At 70.6% G+C, this 18,337-nt stretch carries 17 protein-coding genes and 1 pseudogene; 7 read left to right on the forward strand and 11 right to left on the reverse strand.

The features are described from left to right. Positions 1-95 precede the first annotated feature (95 nt). Together hemB and AB0F38_RS15250 are read left to right on the forward strand one after the other, a co-directional pair. On the forward strand, positions 96-1,091 hold the full coding sequence (gene hemB, locus AB0F38_RS15245; RefSeq protein ID WP_361892251.1) for a porphobilinogen synthase: 996 nt from the start codon (positions 96-98) through the stop codon (positions 1,089-1,091). A 483-nt stretch (positions 1,092-1,574) separates the two neighbouring features. Next, a pseudogene (locus AB0F38_RS15250) lies at positions 1,575-2,485 on the forward strand (MarR family transcriptional regulator). An 8-nt stretch (positions 2,486-2,493) separates the two neighbouring features. Here the strand turns inward: AB0F38_RS15250 and AB0F38_RS15255 are convergent. Genes AB0F38_RS15255 through AB0F38_RS15270 form a run of 4 tightly spaced genes read right to left on the reverse strand, consistent with a single transcriptional unit; the run spans position 2,494 to position 4,711 of the window. Next, positions 2,494-2,844, reverse strand: coding sequence for a hypothetical protein (locus AB0F38_RS15255; RefSeq protein WP_361892254.1), 351 nt, complete (start codon positions 2,842-2,844; stop codon positions 2,494-2,496). 48 nt (positions 2,845-2,892) lie between these two features. Next, positions 2,893-3,648 (reverse strand): DUF4253 domain-containing protein, encoded by a 756-nt coding sequence (locus AB0F38_RS15260; RefSeq protein WP_361892257.1) that lies wholly within the window; start codon positions 3,646-3,648, stop codon positions 2,893-2,895. Between the two features lie 38 nt (positions 3,649-3,686). Beyond that, positions 3,687-3,929, reverse strand: a complete 243-nt coding sequence (locus tag AB0F38_RS15265) for a DUF397 domain-containing protein (RefSeq protein WP_361892260.1) — start codon at positions 3,927-3,929, stop codon at positions 3,687-3,689. Then, complete coding sequence (locus AB0F38_RS15270) at positions 3,929-4,711, reverse strand: helix-turn-helix transcriptional regulator (RefSeq protein ID WP_361892263.1); 783 nt, start codon at positions 4,709-4,711, stop codon at positions 3,929-3,931. Before AB0F38_RS15270 ends, AB0F38_RS15265 begins: the two co-directional genes overlap by 1 nt. Before the next feature lie 152 nt (positions 4,712-4,863). Here AB0F38_RS15270 and AB0F38_RS15275 point away from each other — a divergent pair, with 152 nt between their 5' ends. Then, positions 4,864-5,268: an ATP-binding protein gene (locus AB0F38_RS15275; protein ID WP_361892265.1), complete on the forward strand. Its 405-nt coding sequence runs from the start codon at positions 4,864-4,866 to the stop codon at positions 5,266-5,268. 86 nt (positions 5,269-5,354) lie between these two features. Here the strand turns inward: AB0F38_RS15275 and AB0F38_RS15280 are convergent, their stop codons facing one another. The 5 genes from AB0F38_RS15280 to AB0F38_RS15300 all read right to left on the reverse strand — a co-directional run bounded on the left by AB0F38_RS15280 (position 5,355) and on the right by AB0F38_RS15300 (position 9,387). Continuing rightward, the gene (locus tag AB0F38_RS15280) at positions 5,355-5,816 is read right to left on the reverse strand and encodes a hypothetical protein (RefSeq protein WP_361892268.1); all 462 of its coding nucleotides are present in this window, start codon (positions 5,814-5,816) and stop codon (positions 5,355-5,357) included. 2 nt (positions 5,817-5,818) lie between these two features. Beyond that, a complete protein-coding gene (locus AB0F38_RS15285) occupies positions 5,819-6,319 on the reverse strand; it encodes a hypothetical protein (protein WP_361892271.1) in 501 nt (166 codons plus the stop codon). 29 nt (positions 6,320-6,348) lie between these two features. Further along, positions 6,349-7,701, reverse strand: coding sequence for a hypothetical protein (locus AB0F38_RS15290; protein WP_361892274.1), 1,353 nt, complete (start codon positions 7,699-7,701; stop codon positions 6,349-6,351). A 29-nt stretch (positions 7,702-7,730) separates the two neighbouring features. Next, a complete protein-coding gene (locus AB0F38_RS15295) occupies positions 7,731-8,156 on the reverse strand; it encodes a hypothetical protein (RefSeq protein WP_361892277.1) in 426 nt (141 codons plus the stop codon). Between the two features lie 520 nt (positions 8,157-8,676). Beyond that, positions 8,677-9,387, reverse strand: coding sequence for a DUF4232 domain-containing protein (locus AB0F38_RS15300; protein ID WP_361892280.1), 711 nt, complete (start codon positions 9,385-9,387; stop codon positions 8,677-8,679). Between the two features lie 390 nt (positions 9,388-9,777). On the opposite strand from AB0F38_RS15300, the gene AB0F38_RS15305 reads away from it, so the two are divergent. From AB0F38_RS15305 to AB0F38_RS15315, 3 genes are all read left to right on the forward strand, one after another. Further along, positions 9,778-11,166, forward strand: coding sequence for a helix-turn-helix transcriptional regulator (locus tag AB0F38_RS15305; protein WP_361892283.1), 1,389 nt, complete (start codon positions 9,778-9,780; stop codon positions 11,164-11,166). Between the two features lie 57 nt (positions 11,167-11,223). After that, the gene (locus AB0F38_RS15310; protein WP_361892286.1) at positions 11,224-12,417 is read left to right on the forward strand and encodes a phospholipase D-like domain-containing protein; all 1,194 of its coding nucleotides are present in this window, start codon (positions 11,224-11,226) and stop codon (positions 12,415-12,417) included. 87 nt (positions 12,418-12,504) lie between these two features. Further along, positions 12,505-12,933, forward strand: coding sequence for a hypothetical protein (locus AB0F38_RS15315; RefSeq protein WP_361892288.1), 429 nt, complete (start codon positions 12,505-12,507; stop codon positions 12,931-12,933). Positions 12,934-12,997: 64 nt separating this feature from the next. On the opposite strand, the gene argS is transcribed toward AB0F38_RS15315, so the two are convergent. After that, positions 12,998-14,770, reverse strand: coding sequence for an arginine--tRNA ligase (gene argS, locus AB0F38_RS15320; protein ID WP_361892291.1), 1,773 nt, complete (start codon positions 14,768-14,770; stop codon positions 12,998-13,000). 133 nt (positions 14,771-14,903) lie between these two features. Here argS and lysS point away from each other — a divergent pair, with 133 nt between their 5' ends. Further along, positions 14,904-16,664: a lysine--tRNA ligase gene (gene lysS / locus AB0F38_RS15325; RefSeq protein WP_361892294.1), complete on the forward strand. Its 1,761-nt coding sequence runs from the start codon at positions 14,904-14,906 to the stop codon at positions 16,662-16,664. 63 nt (positions 16,665-16,727) lie between these two features. On the opposite strand, the gene AB0F38_RS15330 is transcribed toward lysS, so the two are convergent. Next, positions 16,728-18,164, reverse strand: a complete 1,437-nt coding sequence (locus AB0F38_RS15330; RefSeq protein ID WP_361892297.1) for a DUF2637 domain-containing protein — start codon at positions 18,162-18,164, stop codon at positions 16,728-16,730. Between the last annotated feature and the right edge of the window lie 173 nt (positions 18,165-18,337).

Genomic DNA, 18,337 nt, shown 5'->3' on the forward strand with positions numbered 1-18,337 from the left:
TTCGTGAAGCGGCCGGGCCCCTGTCCGTCGTCCCGCCTGTTTTCCCGGCTTGGGTGTCGGTAAATCGGTGATGTGTGCGGGTCTAGTCTCGAAGGATGACTGTGTACGGAAACTTCCCCGGCTCGCGGCCCCGGCGGCTGCGGACGACGCCCGTCATGCGGCGGATGGTCGCCGAGACGCGGCTGCACCCCGCGAATCTGATCCTTCCCGCGTTCGTGCGCGAGGGTATCGACGCCCCGGTCGCCATCTCGGCCATGCCCGGGGTGCAGCAGCACACCCTGGACACCCTGCGGAAGGCCGCGGTCGACGCGGTCGCGGCCGGTGTCTCCGGGATCATGCTCTTCGGTGTCCCGCTGGACGGGAAGAAGGACGCCCGGGGCACGGCGGGCACCGACCCGGACGGGATCCTCCAGGTGGCGCTGCGGGCGGTACGGGAAGAGGTGGGCGACGAGCTGGTGGTCATGTCCGACCTGTGCCTGGACGAGTACACCGACCACGGCCACTGCGGGGTGCTGACCGGGGACGGCCGCGTCGACAACGACGCGACGCTGGAGCGGTATGCCGAGATGGCGCAGGTCCAGGCCGACGCGGGCGCCCATGTGGTGGGCCCCAGCGGCATGATGGACGGCCAGGTCGGAGTGATCCGCGACGCGCTGGACCAGACCGGGCATGAGGACGTGTCGATCCTCGCCTACACCGCGAAGTACTCCTCCGCGTTCTACGGCCCGTTCCGCGAGGCGGTGGGCTCCTCGCTCCAGGGCGACCGCAAGACGTACCAGCAGGACCCGGCGAACATCCGTGAGTCGATGCGCGAGCTGGCGCTCGACCTGGAGGAGGGCGCCGACATGGTCATGGTCAAGCCCGCCGGACCGTACCTGGACATCCTGGCCAAGGTCGCCGAGTCGGTGGACGTGCCGGTCGCGGCGTACCAGATCAGCGGCGAGTACGCGATGATCGAGGCCGCCGCGGAGAAGGGCTGGATCGACCGGGACGCGGCGATCCTGGAGAGCCTGACGGGCATCCGGCGCGCGGGCGCGCAGATGATCCTGACCTACTGGGCGACGGAGGTCGCGCAGCGGCTCGGGCGCTGAGGCGGGTGGTGGCGGGAGAGCGGGTCACGGGTGCCGTGGCCCGCTCTCCCATGCCGTGAGCCGTTCGCCCTGGGGAGGCGGCTTCGGGACCCGGGTGTCGAGGGTCGAGCTCCGGGAGGGGCGGGATCACTCTTCCGGGTGGTGGCGGGAGCCGTCGGGCCCGACGCTTGAGCTTCGGGCTCCGAGGGTCGGGATGCGGGCTCCGGGATTCGAGCGCCTTCTTTCAACCGGTAGGGAAAAGAAGGGTGGGGGAAGACCTTCCCGACCTCCCGGACCCGTCACGGCCAGCAAGTATGACTAATAGTGGCCGACTTGCGGCGGAGAGTCGCGGCTGCTTACGGTGCGGGAAACGAACGACCCCGACACGGTGCTAGCAACACCAGGCCGGGGTCTCACCCCAAGATCGGAATGGAAGACGATCTCGTGGCTACCGAGCACCCTAGTCCCGCCCCGTGCGCACCCGCATCCTCGCGCCCGTACCCGATGGCCAGTCCCGGCTACGGCAAACGGTCCGCCCCGGACCAGCAGCCGCGCAGCGCAGACGACTTCATGCTGCTGCCGCCACGGGAGCGCAGCATCGCCGGGTTCATCGACCAGCTGCCCGACGGTGCGGCCATGGACGTGAAGGGCCTGGCCAAGCAGCTGCCGCTCTACGGTCAGCAGGCGGTCGGCTCCGCCCTGAAGGCCCTGTCCGTCGCCGGGTATCTGCGCCGCGTGCGGTGCCTGGTGACCGGTGAGGGCGGGCAGGTGCGCTGGGTCTTCCGCACGTTCTGGTCCGCACCGCCCGCGACAACGAGTGGTGGGGGACCCTCGTCGGCGCCGAGCGCGAGCAGCCGGCGGTCGCCGAGCCGGTGGCCGTCCAGTCGGTGGCCGTCCGGCCGGTGGCCCCCGTCGTACCGCAGCAGCGGACGCAGGCACCGGTCCCGCCCGTGCCGGAGGGCCCTTCGGTCGCGTACGCGGCCCTGGCGCGACTCGGCCGCGTCGATGCCCGTCTGGCGCTCTCCGCAGCCGACTGCGCGGTCCTGGAGCCGCTGGCCGCAGGGTGGTTGGCGCGTGGCGTGGACGCCGACTACCTCATCGGCGCCCTCGTCGCCAGGCTGCCCGCCCAGGTCGACTCGCCGGTCGGGTTCGTCCGCCGCCGTCTCACGGACAAGATCCCGCCCCATGCGCCCGCCGCCCCCCTGCCGCCCGCTGCCGGTGCGCCTGCGGGGCGGGCGATGATGGAATGCACCGAGTGCGGTGTACCCGGTCGAGCCGAGGTGCTTCCGGACGGTCTCTGCCGCGCCTGCCGGCTGCCTGGGCACGGGGCGCCACAGGCCCCCGTCGAACTGCCCGCCGAACGGGACGTGCGCGCGTACGTCGCCGGGCTTCGCGACTTGCTCAAAGCCCCCTGACCGCCTGGTCAGGGCCAGTCGACGAGGCCCATGAAGGCGATGAACGCGCATAGCACGAAGCCGGGCGCGGCCCATGCGAGCAACACGCGGGTCGGGTCCTGCCGTTGGCGCCACGGCAGGACCCAGCTCGCCACCAGCATGGCCAGCGACACCAGCAGGCCGACGCAGAGGACGCCCCAGCCCACCGCGAACGAGTCGGTGAAGCGGTCGGCGGCGGCGCCGTTGCAGGAGTCGCAGGCCATGGGGGAGAGCGCGCCGTAGAAGAGGGCCGCGCCCGCTGCGGGCAGGGTGACGAGTGTGGAGAGCAGCGGTGCGATCCAGGCGTACGGGCTACGGGGATCGAGCAGGTCGTCGGGCATGCGTACGAGTCAACCGGGGTGGGCGACCGGACACATGAGCGCTCCTACTCAGTCCCACCAGAACGACCACGTGTCCTGGCCCAGGAGGTACTTCTCGGCGTAGGTGTCCAGACCGTTCGGAGGGGCCGCCTCGATGTTGTCCGGGCAGAACGCGAAGTGCTCAGCCGCCAGCGCCCGCGCCTCCGCGTGGGTGCTGGGGGGCCGTCCCACGGACACGGTCAGGGTGTCGAAGCCGAGCGCCACGATCCGGATGTCGAAGCGGTCCTCCCAGGAGCGCAGCACCGCACAGAGCCGGGCCACATCGTTCTCGTAGTTGAGCGGACCCGACCAGCCGATCGCCGCCGGTATGTCCGCGCTGCGCCGGGCGGGCACGAGCGCCGTCCGCGCGCCCTCCGTGAGCTGGTCGGCGATCTCCGCGGCCAGCTCGTCCGCGGTCTCGGGCGTGCTCACGGACGAGACGGGTGCCAGGCCGGGCCACTGGGCCCCGTCCTCCAGCTCTTCGGAGGCGTACTCCTCCCAGAACTCGCCGAGGACGTCATCGGCATCGTGGTCACCCGGATACGAGGTCCCGCCCGGGTTGAGGTCCCAGTCCTCGGGCCACTGGCTGCGCCGTCCGCCGTCGATGAGCACCGGGAGCAGACCGAGCGGCCTGCCGGTCGCCCTCAGCCGGGCCCAGTCCCCGGGCTGCGCGGGCTCGTCGGCGTACCAGAGCAGGGGCTCGTGCCACGGGTCGTCGATCGTGGTGTCCACGAGCGTGCCCGGCGGAAGGGCCAGCAGGGGCAGGGGATTCGGGAGCGTCGCCATACAGGTGACTCTAGGAGCCGCCACTGACAACGCCCGGTTCAGCTGCGGGCGGCGAACGCGGCGAAGGTCGACCAGGTGGTGGGGGCGACGGTGAAGGTGGGGCCTTCGGGGTTCTTGGAGTCGCGGATGTGGATGGCGGAGGGGTGCGCGGCGACCTCGATGCAGGCGCCGCCCTCGTCGCTGCTGTAGCTGGACTTGCGCCAGTCGTAGGCGACTTCGAGGCAGTTACCGCCGTCGCTGCCGCTGTAGCTCGACTTGAACCACGTCAGTGCGGTGCTCATCAGTCTCCTAGCATCCGATCCAGCAAGCCCGTGGTGTCCTCAGTGTTCAGGGCTTGCGTTCGCAGCATTGCATATCTCTGAGACAGGATGCTGACCTCGTCAGGGTCGGAAATGAGCTGACTGCCACGTTGGGTCTCGGCGTACCCGAGGTGCTGGTGGTCCGCTGTCTCCAGAAGCACGAATGGGCCGTCAAGCGCGGCGTGCGACTGCCGCCCGACGGGCATGACCTGAATAGTGATGCCCGGCAAGGTCGAGCACTGCCGCAGATGCCGCACCGCGTTCCTCCTGACTTCGTTGCCACCGAGCCTGTCCAGCAACACTGCCTCGGCAATGATGAAGCTGACAGATGGTGGAATGCTGCTCCGGAGGATGCCCTGCCGTGCCAATCGAGTGGCTACTTGGGTATCGATCTCGTCTTCGGAGAAGGCGGGGACTCGGCTGCCGAAGACCGCGCGGGCATAGTCCTCCCTTTGGAGCAGGCCGGGCAGAACTTGGTTCTCGTAGAAGGAAAGAGCGAGGGCTTCACGTTCCAAGTCGATGAACGTCTCCGCCCACGCCGGGATCAGGTCCACCTCCGGCATGTTGTCCACCGCCGTCTCCAGCGCCCCCTTCGTGTCCAGCAGCGCGTCCAGGCGGCGGGCCAGGTCGGGGAGGAGGGCGCGGCGGCCCTGTTCGATGGAGGCGATCGTCTCCAGTTGTACGGCCGCCCGGTCCGCGAGCTGGGCCTGGGTCAGGTCCGCCGCGATGCGGAACAAGCCGACCAGTTTGCCGACGAGTTTCATGGCCGACGCGTTCTTGCGTTGCCGTTTCCTGGGGTGCATACGGTTCGGACTCCCCGCCCTGGTGCGTACTTCACGCGTCGGCGACCCGTACAAGAAATCTGTACGCGTTCACCCACTGCTTTCCGTTGGGTGCACAGAGTGACTCTGGTCGCATGAACGAGACGATGCAACTCTCGCTGATCCGTGAGCGCTTCTGCCGGCGTGAGCGCCGGTCGGTCCCCGCGGTACGGGAGTTCGTGCGGGGGGCCGTGACCGACTGGGGGTTCGGGACGCGGCTCGACGATGTGCTGCTGTGCGTGAGCGAGTTGGCGACCAACGCGCTGCTGCACGGGGTGCCGCCAGGGCGTGGGTATCTGGTCCGGCTGCGGCTGGAGGAGAACGGGCGGGTGCTGTCCGCGGAGGTGCACGACAGCGGGGGCGGGGTGCCCGCGGTGCGGCGGCCCGACGGGGAGTCGGGGCGCGGGCTGCTGCTCGTGGACGCGCTCGCCGACCGGTGGGGCGTGGGGGAGCGGGAGCCCGGCAAGGTCGTGTGGTGCGCCTTCACGCGGCGCGAGTGAACGGGTGGCGCCGAGGATCCCGTGCGCCGCCGCGACCCGTGCAATCAGTGGATGCAGCGGTGGCAGATCCTGACGGGCACGACAGGTCACAGCCGGAACAGCACTCCGCGCCAGGTCCAGCCGGCATCGAGGACCGCCTGGCGCAGGGGGTCCTTCATCTCCCGGGTCTCGAAACGGAACGTCTCGACCCTGCGCTCGCGTCCGTCGGGCCCCACCTCCTTGCCCCACACCCGGTACACCGCGCTCGCCGGCCCGCGGGTGCGCTGCCCGCGGACGTGCTCGGTCAGGGAGACCTCCCACTGCTCGTCGACTGCCCGCACCTCGCACTTCGCCGCGTCCAGGCGCATCCTGGTCCGCAGTCTCACGCGCAGCTCAGGAAGCTGGCATTCGGCCACCAGATCGCCTTCCTTCGGGGTTGCGTTGCGTACGCCGAAGGGGACGCCCGGCCCGTTGAGCGCCAGCAGTGCCGACCGGACCTCCAGGGGCGTGAGCGGAACGACGCCCATCTCGGGGTGCCGGGTGCCGAGGTACCTGTCCCAGAGACCCATGGCTACGCCCCCGCGCCGGTGTCAGGGCGAACCGAGCGCACGAAGTCCTGAAAGTCCCCCAGGACGTCTGCGTGCTGGGCCGCTGTGGCGGTCAGCGCCAGCCGGACCACCGCCCGCCTGCGCGAGTCATGGGAGTCCGGGAAAGTCAGGAACACCTGGGACTGGACGAGGTCGCGTGGCGTGTCGTTGACGACGGCCGAGAAGGTCAGCCACTGCGTCAGGGCGGGCGCGTCCGCCGTCCCCACCTCGCGGCGGTGGGTCACCACGACTGGCTCGGCGACCTCACGCAGGCGCTGCGCCGACTCGTCCGCGAGTTCGGCCAGGGTCGCGGATTCCGGCGGGACTTCGCCGACGATGGTGATGTTGGCGGTGAACCCGTGGTCCGGGTGCGGGTGTACCGCGGCGAAGGCCACATCCGGAAGGTCGACGTCGTCCGGCGGCGCGGCCGGGAGCCAGCCCTCCGGCAGGCGAAATTCGATGGGTACCGGCAGTTTCAGGGGCATCGTGGGCCCTCCTTCTCCAGGGAAGTACATCAAGAGAACCAGCCGTCGACGGTGTCCTTGGCCGAGCCGGCGGCGTCACCGAGCGCGTCGACTCCGTCCCCCACCACGTCACCCACCGCTTCGGCGGCGTCGCCCACGCTCTCGGAGACCTTGGCCGGATCTACGGTGAACTCAAGTCCCACAGAGCCGCCGAGGGCAGGGGAGAGTCCCACCTTGCCTCCGAGCTTGTACACGCCGTCCTCGTTCTTCTCGAAGCCCCATTTGGCCTCTGCTCCAGGACCTGCCCACCCCTCGGCCGTGGCGCCGAAGCCTATGCCGGCGATCTCGCCGCCCCCTGCGACCGAGCCCTTGGCCCCTGCGAACGCCTTGGCGTTGACGACGACACCGTCCTTGCCGGCCTTGACACCCGCGCTGGCCTCCGCCCCGGCGAAGCCCTCCGTCCGCCCGTAGGCGCCGACGTAGGGTCCGTATTCGGCCCGTCCCTCGGCGAGCCCGCGGAGGCCCGCGGACGCCTCGGCCTTCGCGTTCAGGCCCGCGTCGGTGACGCCGAAGTTGGCGGTGGCCCGGGCTCCTCCGTAGCCGTCGGCGATCCCGGAGAGCTTCCAGGAGCCGTTGGTCAGCGATCCTTGGGCGGTGGCGTGGAAGAGGTCGGCAGCGGCCTTGACCGAGCCCTCCTTGCCGTACTTGGGGCCGGTGACCTTGAACTCGGCGCCGGGCCCGGTCGCCGAGGTCTTGCCCTCGGACTTCCAGCCGTCGGTCTTCGTCGTGGACTCGTCGGATTTGGGTGCCCCGGCCTTCGCCAAGCTTGCGTCGGGGTGGGCGTTGAAGCCGTTGAGGGTGGCGTCGTCACCCTTGCCGAAGGCGTCCTTGTTGCTGTCGACGACGGCGGCGCTGAGCGCGGCCTTCACGGCCTGGTCGGCCTCGGAGACGGCCCTGACGCGATCGTCGATGTACTTCTTCCACGCGGCGACGGATTCGCGGATGCTCGTCCGGCCATCAGGGTCGTGGTGGTAGGCGCTGCGCTCGGCGGGGGTGAGTTCGGTGTAGTCGAAGGCGACGTGCCCCTGCTCGGATACGGTCATGCCGGCGGCTATCGCATCGTCGCGGGCGCTCTCGAGCTTCTTCTTGAGGTCAGTGAACATCTCGTGGGCGTCACGCAGGAGGTTCGCGATCGCCTTGGCCTGAATCTGGGCGGCGGAGTATTCGTACCGGGTGGCGGTGAAGTTCGTCCCCGCGACACCGGCGCTCACTCCGGACCAGCTCGGGCCCGTGGAGATCTTCTGGACGGTGTCGCCGTAGCGGGTCTCCACCTTGTGCAACTCGCCCGCCATCGAGTCCCACTCGGAGGCGGCCGTCGTCAGCAGCCCGAGGTCGGTGGTCATGACTTCGTGATAGGTCAGCATCGCAACCCTTACAGGTTGTTCAGCTTGGACTGCGACAGCAGTTGATCACCCACGTGGGTGTCGTTGCCCGCGAAGAGGCCGGATGCGCCGCGCAACCCGTTCTTCTCGGCCGCCAGACGGCCCATCAGCGATTTCACCTGCCGGTCCCACGTGTCCGCGACCGTCTTCAGGCCGGCGGCGGTATCCCAGCCTTCGAAGCCCTTCCGGGCAGCGCCGGTGGCTTCGTCCGCATGCTTCGCGGCCTTCTGCGTGTTGGGCTCCAACTCGTTCTCTACGGTGTTGGCCGCCGCCTTCTTCTGTGCCGGCGTCGAAGCGAAGTCCGGTGTCCCACCGCCCGGTCCGGACGGCTCTGGCGGGATGCCGTTCAACTGCATGCCCACCCGGTGGGCCGCATCGCTTTCCCGCGCACGGTCCTGACTGCCAGTCGCTGACATGTTGCATTTCCCCCGTCTCGGCGAGTGTGATCATACGATCGCCTTGACCGGTGCTGCAGCCGCCCTCACGCTGAACAGAAGAGCGGACACCGAACGTCCCCACCCTCCACGACTTCGGCTCTCCCGCGAGGTGCGCGAACACGTGGGGGGCCGTCGCCTCCCGCGGAGACCGGTGACCGGTCCGGAGCGGCCCCGTACCAGTACGGATCCACGCCTGACGTGGCGGGAGAGGCGCTGGATCACACCGCGCGGGCCCGCCGTGTCCCTGTGGGGAGGCCGCGTTCGAGGCGGCGATCAGCGCCTCCCGTCCGGCCTGGTGTGCACCCGCGTGGTCGGGTTCCGCTCCGGCCGTCAGCGCCGTCAGCGCCGTCAGCGCCGTCAGCGCCGTCAGCCCGCAGGGCCGGCCGACTCCGTTCGCAGCCGCTGGTGCGGGCCCCCTGTGGCTCGGTGTGACGCCGAGCCACAGGGGTCGCTCAGGCGGGGCTGCGCAGGTGATCAGGCCCCAGGGCGGCGGGGAGCCTCAGTACATGAGGGCGTCGTCCATGTCCGTCTGCCAGTACGTGACGGTCAGCGTGCTGTCGACGTAGACGGCCTTGGCGAGCGGAATGTCCGTCGACGGGCCGCTGGAGCCGGAGCCCTCGCGGCCCTGGAAGCTGACCGTCAGGTCCTTGGTGGAGTAGCCGCCCGTGCCGCTTCCGTCGGCGGAGGAGGTCATGACCCCGGCGTAGGCGGACTCGCCGGGGCTGAGGGTGACGACGGCCTGCGGCTTGCTCTCCTCGAAGACCTGGGGGACCGCCTGCGCCTCGCCGAACCGCAGGAAGGGGTGGTAGTAGGCGTTGCAGGCCTTCGAACCCGTGTTGGTCACGGTGAGCAGCATGTGGTTGACGGGACGGGTCACGGCCGTGAGCGTCACCTTGGAGTTCCCGCCGTCGCACGCGAGGGTGACCGGGCCGTCGTCGTCACCGGTGTCCTTCGGCTTCTGCGCGGCGGGCTCGGCGTCGGTGGAACCGGAACCCGAACCGGAGCCCGGACCGGTGGAGGCCTTCCCCTGGTCCGCGGGTGCCTTCGGGGTGTCCGTCGGCTGCTCGGACGGGGCGGCCGGCGCCGGGGCGGCGTTGTCCGCTGCCGCCTGGCCGTCCTCCTGGCAGGCGGTCAGGGTGAGCGCGGCCAGCAGTGCGGCGGTGCCGAGGACGGAGGTGCGGGCGGTGCGGCGGAGGTGACGGTGACGCATGAGGTGGTTCTCCCCGTTCAGAAAGGTCTTCAGAAGGTCTGTCGTGTCCGGGGCGCCGCGTTGGCGCGCCGGGTGTTGCTGGGTGTACTGGACAATGACGAGTGGTCAGAGGTGCCACAGGAGAGTGATGACGGTCGCCGTGGAGGCGATCAGCACTCCTGCGGCGACCGCATCCGTGAGGCTCGGTTCGAAGCGGGTACGCACTGCGTCTCCCGGGGTGGACGAAGGTGGGGTCCAGCGGTGTGTCCACATCCTGTGCGGCGCCGGATTCCGGTGGCAACGGCTGCCGGGCGGTATGGGACGGTGGAACGGTTGAATGCCCTCTGACCTGGGGAAACAAGAGTCCTTGGAACGCGTTCCCGGGATGGATCAGAGGGAGGAACGGTCGGGGTGGGTACGGAGATCCAGGACTTCGCGGCGGAGCTCAGTGGGCTCAAGGAGCGTTCCGGGCTGAGCTACGGGGCGCTCGCCCGGAAGCTGCACATGAGCACGTCGACGGTCCACCGGTACTGCAACGGCGACGCCGTTCCGCAGGACTACGCACCGGTCGAACGCTTCGCCCGGGTGTGCCGGGCGTCGGCGGACGAACTGGTCGGACTGCACCGGAAATGGATCCTGGCCGACGAGGCCAGACGCCGGGGGGCGCGGAAGCCGGGGGCGGCCGTCGCGGCGGAGCCCGTGCCCGTCCCTCCCGAGAACACCGCACCGGAACCGGAATCGGAATCAGTACGGGTCTCGGAATCGGCACAGGTTCAGGGAAAGGGCCCGGTAGCCGGACCGGATACCGAGGACGTGACGCCGCCCGAGGAGCCCCGTATCCCGGCCGGGGGCGGGCCCGCCCCCTCCCGGCGGCCCTCCCGGCGGATGCGTGTGCTGCTCGCCGCGGCGGCCGTCGTCGCGCTCACCGTGCCCGGCGCCCTGGCCGTCCGCGGCCTCACGGACGACGACGGGTCCGGCGGCGGACACACCGAGGCGGCCGCGCGAACGGCCCCGGCCGTGCCGAGTGCGAGCGAGAGGGCGAGGGCGAGCAGCGGCACCGGCGGCGTGTCGGCGACGCCGAGCCGGTCGGCTTCCCCGTCGGCCGCCGCCACCGCCGAAGCCGCACCCTCCGCCTCCGCCGGTGCACCGGCGCGGCACGGCGGCGGGGCGGACGACCGGGGTGTCCCCGTGAGCGCCACCATCAGCTCGTACAACTGGGAGTCGCCCTGCGGGCAGTACTACCTGCTCGACCGCGAGCCCGGCACCGTGCCGCCGCCGCCCGCGCCCCAGGACTCCCGCGGCTGGGCGAAGGCGCTCGGCGGTGTGGACGGGGGCGACATGATGCTCGAGCTCACCCTCCAGGGGGCGTCGCGGGAAGCGGTCGTGCTCAAGGGCCTGCATGTGCGGGTCGTGGGGCGCGAACCGGCGCTCGCCTGGTCCGCGTACTCGATGGGGGAGGGCTGCGGGAGCGGTATCACCCCGCAGAGCTTCGACATCGACCTGGACGAGGGTCTGCCGCGTTCGCGGCCGGTCGCGGGGCAGGACGGCGGCGTCGTCGTACCGGCGAAGGACTTCCCGTACCGGGTGAGTTCCACCGACGTGGAGGTGTTCCACCTCGACGCGCACGTGGAGGGGCACGACGTGACCTGGTACCTGGAGCTCGAGTGGAGCAGCGGGGGCCGGAGCGGGACCCTGCGCGTCGACGACAACGGGAACCCGTTCCGTACGAGCAGCCTCACGGGGCGGCCGGAGTACCTCTACCAGGCGGATACGGCCGAGTGGGCGGAACCCGAGCGCTGACCGGGCGCGGAGTACAGTCGGAGAACCCCCATTTTCTCCCCTTCGGTCAGGTGCCCCATGTCCAGTGATACAGACGACAGACCGGACGCCGGGTACCCCGAGCGCATCCTGCGGTTGCGGCGACGGCTGGAGCGGCTGATCGGCATCGCCGCCACCGAGGGCAACGCGCTCGTCCCCCTCCACAACGGGGACGAGATATTCGCCGCGATGCTCGGCGCGATACGTGACGCCCAGCACACCGTGGACATGATGACGTTCGTGTACTGGCGCGGTGACATAGCCCGCGACTTCGCCGAGGCGCTGTCGGAGCGGGCCCGCGCCGGAGTGCGGGTGCGGCTGCTCCTGGACGGCTTCGGCAGCCGGCTGATCGAGAAGGACCAGCTGGCGATGATGGACGAGGCCGGGGTGGAGGTGGCGTGGTTCCGTAAGCCGCTCTACCTGTCGCCGCTCAAGCAGAATCACCGGTGCCACCGCAAGGTCCTCATCACCGATGAGGAGACCGCGTTCACCGGCGGTGTCGGTATCGCGGAGGAGTGGTGCGGCGACGCCCGTAACGAGCACGAGTGGCGGGACACCCATGTGCAGGTGCGCGGCCCCGCGGTGGACGGCCTCGCCGCCGCGTTCGCCCAGAACTGGGCCGAGTGCCACGACGAGCTGTTCACCGACCGCGACCGGTTCGTCGAGCTCCGGCCGCAGGGCGACGCGATCGTGCAGGTGGTGCGCGGTTCGGCCAGCTTCGGGTGGCAGGACATGCAGACCCTGCTCAGGGTCGTCATGGAATCCGCCCAGGAGCGGGTGCGGCTCACCACGGCGTACTTCGCACCCGACACGTACTTCATCGAGCTGCTCTGCGCCACGGCGGGGCGGGGTGTGACGGTGGAGATCCTGCTGCCCGGACCGTACACGGACAAGCGGGTCTGCCAGCTGGCGGGACAGCACCACTACGAGGACCTCATCGCCTGCGGCGTGAAGATCTACGAGTACCAGCCGACGATGATGCACACCAAGTCACTGACGGTGGACCGGGTGGCCTCGCTGATCGGCTCGACGAACTTCAACCGGCGCTCGCTGGACCACGACGAGGAAGTGATGCTCGCCGTGCTGGACCCGGAGTTCACCGCGGTCCTGGACGGTCACTTCGAGGAGGACCTGACCAGGAGCGAGCTGATCGAGGGCGGCCGGTGGAAGCGCCGCTCCCCGGTGCAGCGGGCGCGCGAGGCCGCCGTCCTGCCGATCCGTCGCTGGCTGTGACGGACGCGCCCCGGCCGTCGGGTGTGCCGGCCCCGGCCGGGGGCATACGGGCCTTCACCTGCTGTTCGTAGGTGAAGGGAGTGCGCCATGAGCGAGTCCGTCCAGGCACCACCGGAAGCGACCGCGGTGATCACGGAGCCGGTGCCCGATCTGCAGCTGCAACTGCTGATCCAACTGCTGGACAGAGAGCTGCGGTCCGGCCTGCCGATCACCCTGACCCTCACCGGCGGTGTGCTCCACGGGGACGTGATCGGTCACGAGGCGTGGAAGGCCGACTGGGCGAGGAGTCTGCGCCAGGTCGAGGGCGAGGGTGCCAACCTGATCGCCGAGTTCCCCGAGACGGTGGACCAGGGAATCCGGGAGCTGGTCGCGGGTGAGGGCGCGGGACAGCTGCCGCGCTGGATCCACCTGAGGGACGTCACGCTCCTCCTCGGCGGCACGGGAGCCCTGCACCTGCCCCTGTGGCGCGGCCGGCTGGCCGACGTGTCGGGATGGGCGCTGGGCCGGCCGCAGTAGGACGTCGTGGAACAGGTCCGGGCCCGGCGCACGAGGTGCCGGGCCCGCACGCTGCCGGACGGCGTCAGAGGCGCTCGGGCGTCCTGATGCCGAGCAGCCGCATGCCCTGGTGCAGGGTGCGTGCGGTGAGCTCGACGAGGAAGAGCCGGTTCTCGACGACCTCCGCCGGGTTCTCGTCGCTGAGCACCTGGCACTGGTCGTAGAACGTGGTGAGGTGCGAGGCGAGCTGGTAGAGGTACGCGGCCAGCTTGTGCGGCTCGTACGCCGACGCCACCTCGGCCAGGACCTCGCCGAACTGGTCCAGGTGCAGGCCCAGGGCGCGCTCGGCCGGAGCCAGCTCCAGCTCCGGGTGCGCGACCGGCTTCGCTTCCCCGGCCTTGCGCAGGATGGAGCGGATACGGGCGTACGCGTACTGGAGGTACACCGAGGTGTCGCCGTGCAGCGACACCATCTGGTCCAGGTCGAACTTGTAGTCCCGCACGGCCGAGGTCGACAGGTCCGCGTACTTCACGGCGCCGACCCCGACGTACCGGCCGTTCTCGACGATCTCGTCCTCGGACAGGCCCACCTTCCCGGCCTTCTCCCGGACGACGGCGGTCGCCCGCTCGACGGCCTCGTCCAGCAGGTCCTCCAGCCGGACGGTGACGCCCTCACGGGTCTTGAACGGCTTGCCGTCCTTGCCCAGGACCGTGCCGAACGCCAGCTGGTGCGCGTGGACGTCCTCGTTCAGCCAGCCCGCCCGGCGGGCCGTCTCGAAGACCATCTTGAAGTGCAGGGACTGCCGGACGTCCACCACGTAGACCAGGGAGTCGGCCTTGAGGTCCTGCACCCGGTCGCGGATCGCGGAGAGGTCCGTCGCCGCGTAGCCGTAGCCGCCGTTCGTCTTCTTGACGATCAGCGGGACGGGGTTGCCGTCCGGGCCCTTCACGTCGTCGAAGAACACGCACAGCGCACCCTCGGAGCGGACGGCGACGCCCGTCTCCTCCAGGATCCGGCAGGTCTCCTCCAGCATGTCGTTGTAGCCGGACTCGCCGACGATGTCGGCGTCGCGGACCTCCATGTCGAGCTTGTCGAAGACCGAGTAGAAGTAGATCTTCGACTCGTCGACGAAGCCCTGCCAGAGCGCCAGCGTCTCCGGGTCGCCGGCCTGGAGGGCCACCACCCGGTCCCGGGCACGGGTCTTGAACTCCTCGTCGGAGTCGAAGAGGACCCGCGACGCCTTGTAGACGCGGTTCAGGGACGACATCGCGGCCTCGCCGTCCGCCGCCTCGCCCTCCTGGTGGCCCAGCGCGCCCGGGTGCTCGATCAGGTACTGGATGAGCATGCCGAACTGCGTGCCCCAGTCGCCGATGTGGTGGCGCCGGATCACGTTCTCGCCGGTGAACTCGAGGATCTGCACCATGGCGTCGCCGATGACCGCCGACCGCAGGTGGCCGACGTGCATCTCCTTGGCCACGTTCGGCTGGGCGTAGTCGATGACCGTCGTGCCCGCGGCCGTGTTCACCGGGACGCCGAGCCGGTCGCCGTCCGCCGCGCGCGCGGCGAGGGTCCCGGTGATCGCCCGGTCGGTGAGCGTCACGTTCAGGAAGCCGGGGCCGGAGACCTCGATGTCCCTGATCAGGTCACCCGCCGGAAGGGCGGCCGTGACCTCGGACGCCAGCTCGCGCGGGTTGGCCTTGAGCTTCTTGGCGAGCGCGAGGATGCCGTTGGCCTGGAAGTCGGCCCGGTCGCTCCGGCGCAGCAGCGGGTCCGCGGCGCCGGCCTGCGGCAGAGCTGCCGTCAGGGCGTCCGCCAGCTGCTGCTGGAGCGTGGAAGCGAGGGAAGGGACCGAAGCCATGAGCCGGCTGCCGTTTCCGTAGGAGACAAGGGGACCGCCCAAGTATCCCACGCGGTGCAAAGCCGTTTTCGCGCTGCGGTCGGTACCTGGGAGAATGGATGACGCCCCTACGAGTCCTACACGAGAGAAGGACGTGCCGACCGTGGCTCAGAGTCAGAGCAGCACCGAGACCGACTGGGTCTCCCGCTTCGCGGACGAGGTCATCGCCGAATCGGAGCGACGTGCGCCTGGCAAACCGGTCGTCGTCGCGTCCGGCCTCTCCCCGTCGGGCCCGATCCACCTGGGCAACCTCCGCGAGGTCATGACCCCGCACCTCGTCGCCGACGAGATCCGCCGCCGCGGCCACACCGTGCGGCACCTGATCTCCTGGGACGACTACGACCGCTACCGCAAGGTGCCGGGCGGTGTCGCGGGCGTCGACGAGTCGTGGGCCGAGCACATCGGCAAGCCGCTGACCTCGGTGCCCGCCCCCGCCGGGTCCCCGTACCCGAACTGGGCCGAGCACTTCAAGGCCGCGATGACCCAGGCGCTGGACGAGCTCGGCGTGGAGTACGACGGCATCAGCCAGACCGAGCAGTACCTGGCGGGTACGTACCGCGAGCAGGTCCTGCACGCGATGAAGCACCGTGCCGACATCGACGCCGTCCTGGACCGCTACCGCACCAAGAAGGACGGGGCGGCGGGCGCCAAGGGCGGGAAGAAGCCGCAGCAGAAGAAGGTCGACGAGGCCGAGCTGGAGGCCGCCGAGGGCTCCGGCGCGGCCGACGAGGACGACGGCGGCAGCGGTGCGGCGGGCTACTTCCCGTACAAGCCCTACTGCGGCAACTGCGAGAAGGACCTCACCGTCGTCACGTCCTACGACGACGACTCGACCGAGCTGAACTACACCTGCTCGGCCTGCGGCTTCGCCGAGACGGTCCGGCTCAACGAGTTCAACCGCGGCAAGCTCGTCTGGAAGGTCGACTGGCCGATGCGCTGGGCCTTCGAGGGCGTGATCTTCGAGCCCAGCGGCGTGGACCACTCCTCGCCCGGCTCCTCGTTCGTCGTCGGCGGCCAGATCGTGCGCGAGGTCTTCGACGGTGTCCAGCCGATCGGGCCGATGTACGCGTTCGTCGGGATCTCCGGCATGGCGAAGATGTCCTCCAGCAAGGGCGGTGTGCCGACCCCGGCCGACGCCCTGAAGATCATGGAGGCGCCGCTGCTGCGCTGGCTGTACGCGCGCCGCAGGCCCAACCAGTCGTTCAAGATCGCGTTCGACCAGGAGATCCAGCGGCTGTACGACGAGTGGGACTCGCTGGCCCGCAAGGTCGCCGACGGCTCGGTGCTGCCCGCCGACGCCGCCGCCTACGCGCGTGCCGTCGGCACGGCCGCCGGTGAGCTGCCCAGCACCCCGCGCCCGCTGCCGTACCGCACGCTCGCGTCGGTCGCCGACATCACGGCGGGCGCCGAGGACCAGACGCTGCGCATCCTCAGCGAGCTCGACCCTTCGAGGCCGCTGACCTCGCTCGACGAGGCACGGCCCCGGCTCGACCGCGCCGAGAGCTGGATCACCAGCCAGGTCCCGGCCGAGGCCCGCACCATCGTCCGCGACGAGCCGGACAAGGACCTGCTCGGTTCCCTGGACGAGCAGGGGCGCGAGTCGCTGCGGCTGCTGCTGGAAGGGCTCGACTCGCACTGGTCGCTGGACGGGCTGACCACGCTCGTCTACGGCGTGCCGAAGGTGATGGAGGGTCTGGAGCCGGACGCCAAGCCGACGCCGGAGCTGAAGGCGGCCCAGCGGTCCTTCTTCGCGCTGCTCTACCGGCTGCTGGTCAGCCGCGACACCGGGCCGCGGCTGCCCACGCTGCTGCTCGCCGTGGGCGCGGACCGGGTGCGTGCGCTCCTGGGTGCGTAGTCCCGCGGCCGACGGGAAGCGGGCGGGCCGCCGGACGGCCCGCCCGCTTTTGCGTGCGAGGGGTCACGCGATGTGGTCGGCGGACATCTCGTTGTCGAAGCGCTGCCTGAACCCCGCCAGCAGACGCCGCAGAAGCGGGCCGCTGCGCGGGTGGCGGACGTTGTGGACGTCGGTGAGGTGGATGTCGAGCACCGCCGCGCTCGGGTAGTTCTGGTGCTCCTGCGTGTACTCGGCGAACACCTTGTACGCGAACTCACCGAACTCGGCCTCGGCCGCGGCCCACTCGGCCTCCTTCTCCGCGTCGAGGGGCTGCGGCGGGTCCTGGTCCTGGGGGTCCTGCGGATCCTGCGGGGCCCGCACGTCCTGCTGTTCCGGCTGCGGTTCCCGCTTGCGCAGCGGGTCCTGCGGCTCCGGATGAGGGGCGGGCTGCGGTTCGCCGCCGCGGGGGTGCGGGAACGCGCCGATGGTGCCCACGTTGCCGAGCGGGCGGGTCCGGCCGCCGGGACCGGACGGGATCATCACCGGAGTGGGCTCCAGGCCCTCGACGTACGTCGGGTTGTACGCGCTCTCGTACGCGTCCTGCGGCACCTGGGGCGCGGCGAACCAGGGGCTGTCGTGGGAGCCGGGGCCCTCCTGGGGCCATTCGTCCTGGCCGGCCGGCGGGTGCTGCTCGTGCCCGTGTCGCTGCTGTGCCCGCTGTCCCTGGTACTGCTGGGGTCCTGCAGGATCGTGCTGCTCGTGCTGCGGGACGTACGGAAGCTGGTGCTGCTGCGGCTCGCCCTCGACGGCCGGGGCGGGCGGCAGCAGGGCCGGTTCGATGCCCGCCGCGGCGAGGCCGGCCGGGGCTGTCTCGGCGAGCGGGACACCGTACTTCGCCAGGCGCAGCGGCATCAGTGACTCGATGGGTGCCTTGCGGCGCCAGCCGCGGCCGAACCGGGCCTGCAGGCGGGCCTGGTAGATCAGCCGGTCCTGTTCGAGCTTGATGACCTGTTCGTAACTGCGCAGCTCCCACAGCTTCATCCGGCGCCACAGCTTGAACGTGGGGACGGGGGAGAGCAGCCAGCGGGTGAGGCGGACGCCCTCCATGTGCTTGTCGGCCGTGATGTCCGCGATCCGGCCGACGGCGTGCCGGGCGGCCTCGACGGAGACGACGAACAGGATCGGGATCACCGCGTGCATGCCGGTGCCCAGCGGATCGGGCCAGGCGGCCGCGCCGTTGAAGGCGATGGTCGCCGCGGTCAGCAGCCAGGCGGTCTGACGCAGCAGCGGGAACGGGATCCGCATCCAGGTCAGCAGCAGGTCCAGCGCGAGCAGGACGCAGATGCCCGCGTCGATGCCGATGGGGAACACCAGTGAGAACCGGCCGAACCCCTTCTCCTCCGCGAGTTCGCGGACGGCGGCGTACGACCCCGCGAAGCCGATCGCGGCGATGAGCACCGCACCGGCGACGACGACCCCGATGAGTATTCGGTGCGTGCGTGTCAGCTGCATCGCGGCCACTCGCGTTCCCCTCCCTGCTCGGTCTGTTGCGAGCGACAGCCTGGCACACGTGTACGAGCGGGTGCGGGCCGGTACGGGCGGAGGCCGTTCGGCGCCTGCCGTGCCGCGGTGCCCGCGTGCGCCCCGCATTCCCTCCGGCCGTGCATTCCCGGAACGGTCGGGCCGTTTCCCGG

It is taken from the genome of Streptomyces sp. NPDC025273 (assembly GCF_040638585.1).
Classification (GTDB): domain Bacteria; phylum Actinomycetota; class Actinomycetes; order Streptomycetales; family Streptomycetaceae; genus Streptomyces; species Streptomyces cinereorectus.

Coding starts and splice junctions, on each gene's coding strand:
- hemB (WP_361892251.1), top strand. CDS start 96: ATGACTGTGTACGGAAACTTCCCCGGCTCGCGGCCCCGGCGGCTGCGG.
- AB0F38_RS15255 (WP_361892254.1), bottom strand. CDS start 2,844: ATGCCCGACGACCTGCTCGATCCCCGTAGCCCGTACGCCTGGATCGCA.
- AB0F38_RS15260 (WP_361892257.1), bottom strand. CDS start 3,648: ATGGCGACGCTCCCGAATCCCCTGCCCCTGCTGGCCCTTCCGCCGGGC.
- AB0F38_RS15265 (WP_361892260.1), bottom strand. CDS start 3,929: ATGAGCACCGCACTGACGTGGTTCAAGTCGAGCTACAGCGGCAGCGAC.
- AB0F38_RS15270 (WP_361892263.1), bottom strand. CDS start 4,711: ATGAAACTCGTCGGCAAACTGGTCGGCTTGTTCCGCATCGCGGCGGAC.
- AB0F38_RS15275 (WP_361892265.1), top strand. CDS start 4,864: ATGAACGAGACGATGCAACTCTCGCTGATCCGTGAGCGCTTCTGCCGG.
- AB0F38_RS15280 (WP_361892268.1), bottom strand. CDS start 5,816: ATGGGTCTCTGGGACAGGTACCTCGGCACCCGGCACCCCGAGATGGGC.
- AB0F38_RS15285 (WP_361892271.1), bottom strand. CDS start 6,319: ATGCCCCTGAAACTGCCGGTACCCATCGAATTTCGCCTGCCGGAGGGC.
- AB0F38_RS15290 (WP_361892274.1), bottom strand. CDS start 7,701: ATGACCACCGACCTCGGGCTGCTGACGACGGCCGCCTCCGAGTGGGAC.
- AB0F38_RS15295 (WP_361892277.1), bottom strand. CDS start 8,156: ATGTCAGCGACTGGCAGTCAGGACCGTGCGCGGGAAAGCGATGCGGCC.
- AB0F38_RS15300 (WP_361892280.1), bottom strand. CDS start 9,387: ATGCGTCACCGTCACCTCCGCCGCACCGCCCGCACCTCCGTCCTCGGC.
- AB0F38_RS15310 (WP_361892286.1), top strand. CDS start 11,224: ATGTCCAGTGATACAGACGACAGACCGGACGCCGGGTACCCCGAGCGC.
- AB0F38_RS15315 (WP_361892288.1), top strand. CDS start 12,505: ATGAGCGAGTCCGTCCAGGCACCACCGGAAGCGACCGCGGTGATCACG.
- argS (WP_361892291.1), bottom strand. CDS start 14,770: ATGGCTTCGGTCCCTTCCCTCGCTTCCACGCTCCAGCAGCAGCTGGCG.